The organism is Luteimonas aestuarii (genome assembly GCF_004357985.1).
Lineage (GTDB): Bacteria > Pseudomonadota > Gammaproteobacteria > Xanthomonadales > Xanthomonadaceae > Luteimonas > Luteimonas aestuarii.
The window spans coordinates 1-12,754 of the sequence record NZ_SMTF01000027.1 but is presented as its reverse complement, the minus strand read 5'-3'; the positions used below and the strand labels follow the sequence as shown (position 1 = coordinate 12,754).

At 68.3% G+C, this 12,754-nt stretch carries 13 protein-coding genes; 2 read left to right on the top strand and 11 right to left on the bottom strand.

The genetic code is table 11. The annotated features are described in order from the left end of the window. On the top strand, nucleotides 1-695 hold a 695-nt coding region (locus E2F46_RS17165; RefSeq protein ID WP_207949631.1), incomplete at its 5' end, for an NAD-binding protein. A 70-nt stretch (nucleotides 696-765) separates the two neighbouring features. Here the strand turns inward: E2F46_RS17165 and E2F46_RS17160 are convergent. From E2F46_RS17160 to rluD, 7 genes are all read right to left on the bottom strand, one after another. Next, nucleotides 766-1,395 (bottom strand): DUF3011 domain-containing protein, encoded by a 630-nt coding sequence (locus tag E2F46_RS17160; RefSeq protein ID WP_207949630.1) that lies wholly within the window; start codon nucleotides 1,393-1,395, stop codon nucleotides 766-768. Between the two features lie 151 nt (nucleotides 1,396-1,546). After that, complete coding sequence (locus tag E2F46_RS17155; protein WP_133323805.1) at nucleotides 1,547-2,155, bottom strand: hypothetical protein; 609 nt, start codon at nucleotides 2,153-2,155, stop codon at nucleotides 1,547-1,549. 138 nt (nucleotides 2,156-2,293) lie between these two features. Then, on the bottom strand, nucleotides 2,294-4,876 hold the full coding sequence (clpB, locus tag E2F46_RS17150; RefSeq protein WP_133323804.1) for an ATP-dependent chaperone ClpB: 2,583 nt from the start codon (nucleotides 4,874-4,876) through the stop codon (nucleotides 2,294-2,296). 300 nt (nucleotides 4,877-5,176) lie between these two features. Further along, on the bottom strand, nucleotides 5,177-5,707 hold the full coding sequence (gene gloA / locus E2F46_RS17145) for a lactoylglutathione lyase (RefSeq protein ID WP_133323803.1): 531 nt from the start codon (nucleotides 5,705-5,707) through the stop codon (nucleotides 5,177-5,179). Then, entirely contained in the window at nucleotides 5,691-6,317 is a 627-nt protein-coding gene (locus tag E2F46_RS17140) for a DUF4166 domain-containing protein (protein ID WP_133323802.1), read from the bottom strand. The genes gloA and E2F46_RS17140 overlap by 17 nt, the downstream gene beginning before the upstream one ends. After that, entirely contained in the window at nucleotides 6,314-7,165 is an 852-nt protein-coding gene (gene pgeF / locus E2F46_RS17135; protein ID WP_425599851.1) for a peptidoglycan editing factor PgeF, read from the bottom strand. The genes E2F46_RS17140 and pgeF overlap by 4 nt, the downstream gene beginning before the upstream one ends. 8 nt (nucleotides 7,166-7,173) lie before the next feature. Continuing rightward, a complete protein-coding gene (gene rluD / locus E2F46_RS17130) occupies nucleotides 7,174-8,163 on the bottom strand; it encodes a 23S rRNA pseudouridine(1911/1915/1917) synthase RluD (RefSeq protein ID WP_133323800.1) in 990 nt (329 codons plus the stop codon). A 113-nt stretch (nucleotides 8,164-8,276) separates the two neighbouring features. Here rluD and E2F46_RS17125 point away from each other — a divergent pair, with 113 nt between their 5' ends. Beyond that, complete coding sequence (locus E2F46_RS17125; RefSeq protein WP_133323799.1) at nucleotides 8,277-9,146, top strand: outer membrane protein assembly factor BamD; 870 nt, start codon at nucleotides 8,277-8,279, stop codon at nucleotides 9,144-9,146. Between the two features lie 261 nt (nucleotides 9,147-9,407). On the opposite strand, the gene E2F46_RS17120 is transcribed toward E2F46_RS17125, so the two are convergent. From E2F46_RS17120 to E2F46_RS17105, 4 genes are all read right to left on the bottom strand, one after another. Further along, nucleotides 9,408-10,316: a vitamin K epoxide reductase family protein gene (locus E2F46_RS17120; RefSeq protein ID WP_133323798.1), complete on the bottom strand. Its 909-nt coding sequence runs from the start codon at nucleotides 10,314-10,316 to the stop codon at nucleotides 9,408-9,410. 101 nt (nucleotides 10,317-10,417) lie between these two features. After that, entirely contained in the window at nucleotides 10,418-12,055 is a 1,638-nt protein-coding gene (locus tag E2F46_RS17115) for an NAD+ synthase (protein WP_133323797.1), read from the bottom strand. 1 nt (nucleotide 12,056) lies between these two features. Further along, entirely contained in the window at nucleotides 12,057-12,371 is a 315-nt protein-coding gene (locus E2F46_RS17110; RefSeq protein WP_133323796.1) for a CcdB family protein, read from the bottom strand. After that, nucleotides 12,371-12,619 carry a type II toxin-antitoxin system CcdA family antitoxin gene (locus E2F46_RS17105; protein ID WP_133323795.1) on the bottom strand — a complete coding sequence of 83 codons (249 nt, stop codon included), beginning with the start codon at nucleotides 12,617-12,619 and terminating at the stop codon, nucleotides 12,371-12,373. Before E2F46_RS17105 ends, E2F46_RS17110 begins: the two co-directional genes overlap by 1 nt. Nucleotides 12,620-12,754 lie beyond the last annotated feature (135 nt).

The window sequence follows — 12,754 nt, the reverse complement described above, 5'->3', positions numbered from 1 at the left end:
GCCTTGCGCAGATCGGCGAGTTCTCCTTCATCCTCGCCGGTCTCGGCGTCAGCCTTGCGCTGCTTCCGGAGGACGGGCGCGACCTGATCCTCGCCGGCTCGCTGCTCTCGATCGTGGTCAATCCCTTGTTGTTCTCCTGGCTGACGCGACGCGAGGCACGGCTTGCGGCGGTCCACCACGATGCCGAAGTCGCCGCCAGCGATGCACTGGCGATGCGCGAACGCGCGCAATTCGCCGTGCCCGACAGCGTCACCGACCATACCTTGCTGGTCGGCTACGGGCGCGTGGGCAGCCAGCTCGCCGCGCTGCTGCAACAACGCGGCGTGCCGCTGGTGGTCGTCGAGGAGGACGCCGATCGGGTGGTTGCCGCACGGGATGCCGGCCTGCATGCGGTGCGCGGCAACATCGCGGCCAAGCCGGTCATGCTGGAAGCGGCGCCCGAGCGCGCCAAGCTGGCCATCTTCGCCATGCCGCACGCCTTCGAGGCCGGCGAGGCGATGGCGCGCCTGAAGGCGATCAATCCCGCGATCACCGTGCTGGCCCGCGCCCATAGCGATGCCGAAGTGCGGCACCTGCTGGAACATGGCGCGGATGCCGCCGTGCTGGCCGAACGCGAACTGGCGTTCTCGCTGGCGGAGATGGTGATGGCCACGCCGCCCTATCGCGCGCCCCGCGCACCCTCCGCCAACGACTGACCCTGCGCCTGGCGATGCCACGGAGCCACGGCAGGACCACCGGCTCCGCGGAACGCCAAGGGAGCGGAGCTTACCGATCCGGGTTGTCCACGAGGCAGCCCATGCCATTGCACCCCTGCCAGTTGCCATGCGTGTCGAAATTCGGATTGCCGTCGCGGTCGAACGAAGGACGCGTATCGATACCGTCGTTCCCGGCCCGGTCTGGATTGTCCACCGTGCATCCCACCCCGTGGCAACCGGTGTAGCGGCCCTTGCTGTCGTGGTCGATGTTCGACGTGGTGTGCCTGCGATCCTTGTGCTCGCTGGCACCCGCCACCAGCGCTGCAAGCACCACGCCCGCCACGACCGCCCCGGTGTCGTGCCCACGGTTGCTGTAGCTGCGCGCGCCGTCGTCGTACGTGTCGCCACGACCGTGGTGGTAGGCCTCCACGTCCGCGAACACCGCGGAGCAGCCTTGCGCCACCCAGATGTATCCACTGCGACGGTTGTAACCCCAGGTGCTGTTGACGATGCAGGAACTGTTGGACACCTGGTGCACCAGCTGCGGCGCCTTCAGTGGCCCGGCCCAGCATTCGTTGTACTGGTAGTGCACCGAATGGCACTCCACGGTGTTTTCCGCGCGCACCGGCGCATGGAAGGAACATGCGAGCACGAACACGACGAACGCAGATGCGATCCGGTACATGACAGTCTTCCCCATTGGCGCGATTGCGCGGTAGCCGGAGACTAGCACCGCTGCTTACGCGCAGACGCTGCGCGACTTCGCATTTTCCTCGCCGCAGCGCAGCATTCCCGCGAGCGGCAGGCATGAGGCGCGGGCCGGCCATGCCGGGCCTGGCGCCATCGCGCGCTCATGCGCCCTGTCGCAGCGTCTCGAACTGGCGCGCGATCCAGGCCAACTGGTAAAGCAGGCCCGCCACGGCGAACGTGCCGTGGTACACGGGATTCCTGGTTGCGATCGCGACCAGGCTGGCCACGATATAGGCGATGTTGCGAACCACGTACTCGTTGCCGAAGGCGTGGAAGTAGGCAGCGCCCTTCATCCACGTATCACCGAAATCGACCAGGTACGCCAAGGCGAGCGCACCGAAGAACCAGCGGCGCCGGGAATAGAAATAATCCCGGTAATCGCTGTGGTCGGCCATGCGCTCCGGCAGGACCAGCGCGCAGAGCAGGTACAGCAGCAATGCATAGCCGGTGATGAAGACATACATGTCGAAGCGCCAGCGCACGATGCCGCTCAGGCCGAATTCCCACCACCAGAAGTGCACCAGGAACAGCAGCATCGAAGCCACCCACACCAGGTGGACCCAGTACACGCGGCGCTCGCCCGGCGCCTCGATCATCCGCGCAAGCCCGCGCAACAGGTGGGTGAACGCCAGTCCCACCACGATCCCCATCAGCACGCGGATATGGAAGAACAAATCGGTGCTATGGCTCGCCAGATGCGATGTGTCCATGCGTTCCCCGGTGGACGCGCCACCCGATGCAGGCGGCCGCAGGCCTGACTTTACTGCGCACGCCGCACCGGTGCGAACGGACTCGACGGGCACGCGACATCAAGCGTCCCTCCGGGCAGCCGGAGGGACGCATCCGGGTCAGCCCTTCGCGAACACGAGGTGCCCGCCCCCGGCCTCGACGCGGATCGTGTCGCCGCTGGCAAACTCGCCCGCAAGGATCTTCTGCGCCAGCGGGTTCTCCAGCTGTTGCTGGATCGCACGCTTGAGTGGACGGGCGCCGTAGACCGGATCGAAACCGACATTGCCCAGCAAGTCGAACGCCTTGTCGGACACCTCGATCTTCAAGCCGCGTTCGGCCAGCCGCTTCTCCAGGCCCGCCATCTGGATGCGGGCGATCGCCTTGATCTGCGCCTTGTCCAGCGGATGGAACACCACGATGTCGTCGAGGCGGTTGATGAACTCGGGCCGGAAGTGCGCCTGCACCACGCCCATCACCGCGGCCTTCATCTGCGTGTAGCTCTCGGGCGTGTCGCCGGACAACTCCTGGATCATCTGGCTGCCGAGGTTCGACGTCATCACGATCACGGTGTTGCGGAAGTCGACCGTGCGGCCCTGGCCGTCGGTGAGGCGGCCGTCGTCGAGCACCTGCAGCAGGATGTTGAACACGTCCGGATGCGCCTTCTCCACCTCGTCCAGCAGGATCACGCTGTACGGGCGACGGCGCACGGCTTCGGTCAGGTACCCGCCTTCCTCGTATCCGACATAACCCGGGGGCGCGCCCACCAGCCGCGACACCGCGTGCTTCTCCATGAACTCGCTCATGTCGATGCGCACCATCGCGTCGGAACTGTCGAACAGGAACTCGGCCAGCGCCTTGCACAACTCGGTCTTGCCCACGCCGGTGGGGCCCAGGAACAGGAACGAACCGGACGGGCGGTTGGGATCGGACAGGCCCGCGCGCGAGCGGCGCACGGCATCGGACACGACCTTGATCGCCTCTTCCTGCCCGACCACGCGGCCGTGCAGCGCGTCTTCCATCTTCAGCAGCTTCTCGCGTTCGCCTTCCAGCATCTTGGACACCGGGATGCCGGTCCAGCGCGCGACGACCTCGGCAATCTCTTCCGCCGTCACGCGATCCTGCAGCAGCTTGAAATCCTTGGTGTCGATTTCATGCGCGGCCGCCAGCTGCTTTTCCAGTTCCGGCAGGGTGCCGTACTGGATCTCGCTCATCTTCGCGTAGTCCTGCGCACGCTGCGCGGATTCGAGCTGCAGCTTGGCCGCCTCGATCTGCTCCTTGATCTTCGTCGCGCCCTGTACGGCCGCCTTTTCGGCCTTCCAGATTTCCTCGAGGTCGTTGTACTCGCGCTCCAGAGCGGCGATCTCGGTTTCGAGATCGGCCAAACGCTGCTTCGATTCGGCGTCCTTCTCCTTCTTCAGCGCCTCGCGCTGGATCTTGAGCTGGATCAGCCGGCGTTCCTTGCGATCCAACTCCTCCGGCTTGGAGTCGATCTCCATGCGGATGCGCGATGCCGCCTCGTCCATCAGGTCGATGGCCTTGTCCGGCAGCTGGCGATCGGCGATGTAGCGGTGGCTGAGCGTCGCGGCGGCAACGATGGCGGGATCGGTGATTTCCACGCCATGGTGCACGGCGTACTTTTCCTTCAGCCCGCGCAGGATGGCGATGGTGTCCTCCACGCTCGGTTCGCCCACGAACACCTTCTGGAAGCGGCGCTCCAGCGCGGCGTCCTTCTCCACGTACTTGCGGTATTCGTCCAGCGTGGTCGCGCCGATGCAGTGCAGCTCGCCGCGCGCCAGCGCCGGCTTGAGCATGTTGCCCGCGTCCATCGCGCCTTCGGCCTTGCCCGCGCCCACCATCGTGTGCAGTTCGTCGATGAACAGGATGATCTGGCCCTCGTTCTTGGCCAGGTCATTGAGCACGGCCTTCAGCCGCTCCTCGAACTCGCCGCGGAACTTGGCGCCGGCGATCAGCGCGCCCATGTCCAGCGACAGCACGCGCTTGCCGCGCAGGCCTTCGGGCACCTCGCCATTGACGATGCGTTGCGCCAGGCCTTCGACGATGGCGGTCTTGCCCACGCCGGGCTCGCCGATCAGCACCGGGTTGTTCTTGGTCCGCCGCTGCAGCACCTGCACGGTGCGGCGGATCTCCTCGTCGCGGCCGATCACCGGATCGAGCTTGCCGCCCTCGGCACGCGCGGTCAGGTCGATGGTGTATTTCTCCAGCGCCTGGCGCGATTCCTCGGCGTTCTCGTCCTTCACCGCCTCGCCGCCGCGCACTTTCTCGATTGCCGCTTCCAGCCTGTCCCTGGTCGCACCGGCGGCCTTGAGCGCCTTGCCGGCATCGCCGCCGTCGTCGAGCGCCGCCAAAAGGAACAGTTCGCTGGCGATGAAGGCATCGCCACGCTGCTGCGCCAGCTTGTCGGTGACGTTGAGCAGGCGGGCCAGGTCGTTGCCGACCGACAGTTGCCCGGCCTGGCCGGTCACCTTCGGCAGCTTCTCCAGCGCCTCGCCCAGCCGCTCGCGCAGCAGGGGCACGTTCACCCCGGCCTGCGCCAGCAACGGGCGCGTGCCGCCGCCTTGCTGGTCCAGCAAGGCCACCAGCAGGTGCACGGGTTCGATGAAGTTGTGGTCGCGGCCCACGGCCAGCGACTGCGCGTCGGCCAGCGCCTGCTGGAAACGCGAGGTGAGTTTGTCCATGCGCATGGTGGTGTCCGGCTCGAAGCCGCCTCGAAGTCAGTGGCCGGCCGCGCCGGCGATGCGTTCAAGATGCGGATGGATGGCGGGGATGCAAGAGCGGAATCGTTGTCCTTCGCGGCTGCTGGCCCCCACCCCGGCCCTCCCCCGCAAGCGGGGGAGGGAGCAAGAGCCGGCAAAGCAAGTTGCTTCCAACCCCTCCCCGGTTCAAGTTGCTTCCAAGCCCATCGCCGATCCACATTGCTCCCAACTCCCTCCCCCGTTTACGGGGGAGGGTTGGGGTGGGGGCAAACCGCCAGCGCCAGCCCCTCAGTCCAGCGGCGTCGGCTGGATGATTTCCACCCAGTAGCCGTCCGGGTCCTTGATGAAGGCGATCTCGCGCATGCGGCCGTCGCTCAGCCGCTTCTGAAACGGCACGCCCAGCGCCTCGAAACGCGCGCAGGCCGCCACCACGTCGGGCACGGTGATGCAGATGTGGCCGAAGCCGCGCGGGTCGCTGTTGCCGTCGTGGTAGACCGCGCCTTCCTCGGCCTCGGTGCCGTGGTTGTGGGTCAGCTCCAGCACGCCGGGCTGGCTGGCGATCCATGCCTTGCGCGCGCGAGGTTCAGAGGGGATGGCACCGGCATCGTCCACCATCGCCAGGAAGTACAGGCTGAACTTCGCGTCCGCGAAATCGTTCTTGCGTACCAGGGTGAAGCCCAGCACGCGCGTGTAGAAATCCAGCGACGCCTTCGGGTCCTTGATCCGCAGCATGGTGTGGTTGAACACGAATCCGTGCGTCTCCGCGTCGCGCGTCGCGGCGACACCCGGCACATCGGAAAATTCAGTCGTGTTGGCCATCGGCGTTGTCTCCAGTCGGGTCGGCCATTATCGACGAGGCAGCCGTTGCGGCGGTGTCGTCAGCCGCGTCGGCAGGCGCCAGCCAGCCGCTGTAGCGCACGATGCGACCGGCCAGCGGCAGCGAGGCCTGCACGTGGAAGCCGTAGCGTTCGTCGATGGCGAACTCGCGGCAGCGCACGCCATCGAACAGCGCGGCCGGCAGCGGCAGCAGCCCGAACAGGCGCGCACCCGCCACCGTCCACCAGATCGCGCCGTCGTTGGCATGCAGCGCATAGCGGAATTGCATCGGACCCACCCGCTCGCGCAGCAATCCATCGCGCAGCGCCACGCGCGTGGTCATCCTGCGGCCGCCGAAATCGCGATGCCAGGTTTCCGCCTTGGCATCGGCGATGAAATCGACCGTGAGCGCCACGCCTTCGCCCGCCGCGGGCAGTCCCGCGACGCGCGCGCACAGCCGCGCCAGCGGGTTGCGCCCGCGCTCGATCGTGGCGATGCCCGCGTAGCGCGCGCGGCCGCGCACGCCATGCAGGCGGCGCAGCGGTTCGGGCAGGCGGAAGAACGCCGCGCCCAGCGCCTGCTGGAACAACGTGGGTGCGCCGCCCGTGCTCATGCCAGCCACGCAATCGTCGCCATGCGCCCGCTGCGACCGTCGCGACGGTGCGAAAAGAACCGCGCGGGGTCGGACAGGGTGCACAGGTCGCCACCGCGGATGTCCCCAGCCGACATGCCCGCAGCCACCAGCCGCCTGCGCGCCAACGCGGGCAGGTCGGCGAGCCAGTGGCCTTCGCGCGTCGGCACGAAGCACGTGGCGGCACCGGCATCGTGCGCGACGAAGGCATCGAACACCTCACGACCCACTTCATAGCGCGAAGGCCCCGCGGCAGGACCGATCCATGCCAGCACGTCGGACGCGGACGTGCGCATCGCGGCGAGGGTGGCTTCCAGCATCCCTTTCGAGAGGCCGGGCCAGCCGGCGTGCGCGGCTGCGATTTCGTCTCCGCACTTCGACGCGAACACCACCGGCAGGCAATCTGCGGTCAGGATCGCCAGCACGACGCCCGGCACCGAGGTGACGGCGGCATCGGCGACGGGCTCGCCCCCACCCCAGCCCTCCCCCGCAAGCGGGGGAGGGTGCATCACGCGCCAGGGGTTTTCGTCTTGCCCGCTCTCGCCCCCTCCCCCGTTCACGGGGGAGGGCTGGGGTGGGGGCAAGGCCGGCGCATCGAACCGCACCACATCGATGCCATGCACCTGGTGCAGCCAATGCGGCGCCGACGGCAACCCGAATCGTTCGACCAGTTCTGCCCGGTTGCGGGCCACCACGTCCGCATCATCTCCATCGGCCGCGCGGAAGTTGCCGAGGTTGAACGTATCGAACGGCGCCTGCGACGCGCCCGCGCCATGCCTCAGCGTGGTGAACGCACGCACGTTGGCCGGAAAGGGCGCCGCGGCGTCGATCCGTGCACTCACCGGCGCGACCGCTCCGCCTCGGCATGCGCGGCGCTGTCTTCGCGCAGCGCCGCCATCAGCGCCAGCAGGTCGTCGGGTACCGCCGCGCTGCAGCGCACCGGCTCGCCGGTAGTGGGATGCGTGAACTCCAGCGTCTCGGCATGCAGCGCCTGGCGCTTGAACCCTCGCAGCGTCGCGACCAGGCCTTCCGACGCGCCCTTGGGCAACTTCAGCGGGCCGCCGTACAGCGGATCACCAACGATGGCGTGCTTGAGGTGCGCCATGTGCACGCGGATCTGGTGGGTGCGGCCGGTCTCGAGCCGGCACTCCAGCGCGGTGTGCGCGCGGAAGCGTTCGCGCAGCCGGTAATGCGTCACCGCGTCGCGGCCGTCGTCGCGCACCGCCATGCGGATGCGGTCGCGCGGATGACGGTCGATGGCGGCGTTGACGCTGCCGCCCGACACCATCGGCCCCACCACCACGGCCAGGTACTGGCGATGCACGGCGCGCGCGGACAGCTGCTCGACCAGCGCGGTCTGCGCCTGCAGGGTGCGCGCCACCACCATGACGCCACTGGTGTCCTTGTCGAGGCGATGCACCACGCCCGCGCGCGGCAAGGCCGACAGCGAGGCATCCCGGTACAGCAGCGCGTTGACCAGGGTGCCGTCGGCATTGCCCGCCCCAGGATGCACCACCAGCCCGGCCGGCTTGTTGATCACGAAGACGTCGGCATCCTCATGCAGCACGTCGAGCGGGATGTCCTGCGGCTCGGCGTCGGTGCGCTCGTCCAGCACTACCGCCAGCGTGACCTGCTCGCCGCCGTGCACGGGGTCGCGCGGGCGCACCTGGCGGCCGTCCAGCAGCAGGTCGCCGGATTTCACCCAGGCGGCCAGCCGCGAGCGCGAGAACTCCGGGAACAGTTCGGCCAGCACCGCGTCGAAGCGGCGGCCGGCCGCCTCGGCAGGCACCACGGCCTCGCGGCGCTCGGGGGAATCGGGGGTCGTCATGGTCACGTCTTGGGGGGTCCTCGGCCGGCAGGCTCGGGTTCAGGCGCGGGCCGCGGGGCTCCGGCGGGGACTGGTATTATCGCGCCTCTGTGCCTCTCCAGCGCCGCTTGCCCATGACCCCACGCCACACCGCCCTCACCCGCCTCGTCCTGCTGCTGCTGGTCGTCGTATTCACCGCCACCGGCTGCTCCACCATGAAGGGCTGGTTCGGCAAGCGGGACGACGTGAACGAAGGCGTCCCGGTCGAGGAACTCTACGACCGCGGCCACAACGCCATGCGCAACGGCAACTGGAACTCGGCGCAGGTGACCTTCCGCCGCCTGGTGGCGCAGTACCCGTACGGCCCGTATACCGAGCAGGCGCTGGTCGAGACGGCCTATGCCCAGTTCAAGATGGGCAACAACGAGGAAGCGATCTCCACCATCGACCGCTTCCTGCGCACCTACCCCACGCATCGCAACACCGCCTACATGTACTACCTGCGCGGGCTGGTCAACTCCAACCGCGACACGGTGTTCCTGCAGCGCGTGTGGAGCCTCGATGCCAGCCGCCGCGACCTGGCCACGCCCAACCAGGCCTACAGCGATTTCGCGCGCCTGATCGAGTACTTCCCCAACAGCCGCTACGCCGCCGATTCGCGCCAGCGCATGGTCGCGCTGCGCAACATGTTCGCCCGGCACGAGGCCGACGTGGCCCTGTACTACATGCGCCGCGACGCCTACGTGGCCGCCGCCAGCCGCGCCACCTACCTGCTGGAAACCTACCCGCAGAGCGAATACCAGAACGATGCAGTGGCGATCCTCGCCGCTGCCTACTCGGAGCTGGGCAACCAGACGCTGGCCGCCGACGCCCGCCGCGTGCTGCAGCAGAACGAGCCGGACCATCCATACCTGACCGGCAAGTGGCCCGACTACCCGTGGACGATCCGCCGCCTCAACCCGTTCGCCGGCGAGAAGTCCCCGATCGACAGCGATCGCGACTGACCGGCGCCTGATGGATGCTTGACGCGAAACGCCGCCCACTGGGCGGCGTTTCTGCATCCCGGCGTCGGCTGCCGCCACCCCAGCCCTCCCCCGTAAACGGGGGAGGGGCAGTTGCCGAAGCTCGATTGCTGGTGCCTTGGTCCGATGTCACCTGGCGAAGCGCCCGAAGACGCGCCGCTTTGCTCCCTCCCCCGTTTACGGGGGAGGGCTGGGGTGGGGGCCAACAGCCGCATCGAACCACACCACGCACCGGGACCATCCTCACTCCCCGCGCGATCCATCCCAGTCGTAGCCGGTCATCGCCGCCAGCCGCTCGGGTTCGATCACCTCGACGTAATGCCGGCCACCGATCACCCACGTCGGATAGCCGCTGATGCGTTCGCTGACACACTCGAACGCCACGCCACCTGTGCGGCCGTTGGGCGAACACTCCACGTACGGCAGCTTGCCGGCGGCGCCCGCGAACTTGCGCGTCTGCTCGCGGCAGTTGGCGCACCACGACGCGCCGTAGTACTTCACACCGCTGCGTTCTAGGTGCTCGGCCAGTCCGTGCAGGCGCGGGTCGCCGCGGCGCTCCATCAAGCCGCTGGCGGACACGTGCAGCACCGCCAGCAGGCCCAGCGCGATCAGCCCGTTGCCCAGCAGCCAACTGGACATGCGCACGCCGGGTGCGCCGTCGGGACGGGTGGCCTGCAGCACGATGAAGATCGCCGCCATGGTCGCCAGCGACAGCAGGCACCAGCCGCACAGCGCCTGCAGCGCGACCCAGCCGGCCAGCGTCAGGTACACGCTGATCGCCAGCCCCAGGAACGACAGCCGCCACATCCGCCGCCAGCGCAGCACGCGCGATCCCGGCCGCCATGCCAGCCACGCCAACACCGCGTACAGGCCCAGGCCCCACAGCGCGATCGGCGCGCCCAGCAGCCGCGACCATTGGCTGGACTGCACCACGTCGCAGGCCGACCCCTCGGTGCAGAACGCGGCGCCGCCTCCGCTCGAGGCCACCCACGTGAGGTAGGCCGTCAGCAACACGCCCAGCGCCGTCAGCACGCGCAGCGCGATATCGACACGCGATGCCCGCGGCTGCTGTTTGCCCGCGTGTGCCACCGTGCTCTCGCCCGGCTTGCGCGCCTGCGGTTGGTGGCGCGCTGCCTTCGTCTTCTTCGCCATGCGACCCCTGCCCTGTGTCTTGCGATCAACGCGCATTATGCCCAGCGACGCGGCCATGGCGCGGACGCTGCCGCGAGCGCAGGGCGTGGGATGCGACCGCGCTACGCCGGATAGCGATTGCTGATCGGGTAACGCCGCTCGCGCCCGAACGCGCGCCGCGACACCTTCGGCCCCGGCGCGGCCTGGTGGCGCTTCCACTCGCTGGTGCGCACCAGCCGCAGCACGCGATCGACGGTGGCGGCGTCGTAGCCCGCGCCCACCACGTCGTCGCGCGACTGCTCCAGGTCCACGTAGCGATACAGGATGCCGTCCAGCACGTCGTACGGCGGCAGCGAATCCTGGTCGACCTGGTTCTCGCGCAGTTCCGCCGAGGGTGCCCGCACGATCACGCCGGGCGGGATCACCGGCGCACCGCCCACGGTGTTGCGCCATTTCGCCAGGCCGTACACCTCGGTCTTGTACAGGTCCTTGATCGGCGCATAGCCGCCGCACATGTCGCCGTAGATGGTCGCGTACCCCACCGCGTACTCGCTCTTGTTGCCGGTGGTCAGCAGCAGGCCGCCGAACTTGTTGGACAGCGCCATCATCAGCGCCCCGCGCGTGCGCGACTGCAGGTTTTCCTCGGTCACGTCTGGCGCCTGGCCTGCGAACGTCTCCGCCAGCGTCCCGAGGAAACCCTCGAATGGCGCCTCGATCGGCAAGGTGAGCAGCCGCACGCCCACGGCATCGCATTGTTCCTGCGCCAGGTCGTTCGACAGGTTCGCGGTGTAGCGCGACGGCATCCGCACCGCGGTGACGTTGCCCGCGCCCAGCGCATCCACCGCCAGCGCCATCACGATCGACGAGTCGATGCCGCCCGACAACCCCAGCCACACATTGGTGAATCCGTTCTTGCCGCAGTAGTCGCGGATGCCACGCACGATCGCGCGCCACGCCAGCGCGTCCATGCTCTCGTCGCCGTCGTCCATCCACTCCACCGGCATGAACTTGCGCGTCGCCACGTCGTAGTCCACCACCAGCCACTGGTCGGTGAACGCGGCGGCGGCCGGATGCACCGTGCCGTCGGCGTCGGCGACGACCGATGCGCCGTCGAACACCAGCGCGTCCTGCCCGCCGACCACGTTGAGATAGGCCAGCGCCACGCCGGCCTCCCTGGTGCGCAGCGCCAGCAGTGCGTCGCGCTGCGCATGCTTGCCGCGCTCGAACGGCGAGGCATTGGGCACCAGCACCAGCTGCGCGCCCTGTTTCGCGGTATCGGCCAACGGTTCCGGGAACCACAGGTCCTCGCAGATCACCAGGCCCACCGGCACGCCCTTGACGTCGAACACGCACGACCCGCCATCGGGATCGACATGGAAGTACCGGCGCTCGTCGAACACGTTGTAGTTCGGCAACTCGCGCTTGCGGTAGGTCACGTCCACCTTGCCGTCGCGCAGCACGCTGGCCGAGTTGTAGAGGATGCTGCCCGCCGACTCCGGCCAGCCCACCACCGCCACGATGCCCGTCGCCGCCTTCGCCACCTCGCGCAGCGCGTCCTCGCAATCGGACAGGAACGACGGCCGCATCAGCAGGTCTTCGGGCGGATAGCCGCTGATCGCCGTTTCCGGGAACAGCACGACGTCGGCGCCGTACTCGTCGCGCGCCTCGGCGATCATGGCCGCGATACGCGTGGTGTTGCCGGCCACGTCGCCCACCGGGAAATCGAACTGGGCCATCGCGATGCGGAGGGTGTCGGTCATGTCAGATTCCGGAAACCAGCAGATCGAGCGCGGCCATGATTTCGGCGCGCGCATCGGAAAGATCGTCTTCAAGCGTGCCCAGGTCGGCGAGTTCGACGCCTGCCAGCAGCGGCGTCGCCAGAACGTGCGGCTTGCCCTTGATGGAAAGCGTGGGCGCCAACAGCGGCATGGATGGCATTCCGCGATTGACCGGCACCAAGGGCACCACGACCCGCGTCCCGGTTTCCGACATCAGGTCGCACTGCACATTGAGCAGCAGCGGGTACGCGGACCGCGTGGCGGCATTGCGGTTGCGATAGACGCAGAACTGCTGCATCAGCGCTTGCGGAACATCGGGCTGAACACGCCGTGCCCGCGCACATGGTCGTTGTACGCGTCGATCGCTTCGCGGTTCTCGGCCAGCCACTGCTCGCGCTTGCGCGCACGCACTTCCGCTTCCAGCGCGCGCTCCAGCGTGGCGGACAGGTTGATCTCCAGCGCCCTGGCCTCTTCCAGCAGGCCCTGGTTGATGCTCACGTTGGTCGCCCGCTTGCCGTAGCCGGCGTAGTCCTCGCGAATGCGCATGCGCGGCCTCCATCGAATGCGCATCAATCATGCGCATGGTGGTGGCCGCTGTCAATCATGGTGTTAATCGCGGGAGGACGATTCCGTCGCCGCTCGCTGGACTATTGGCATGGCGACCTGAGCGCCCCCACCCCA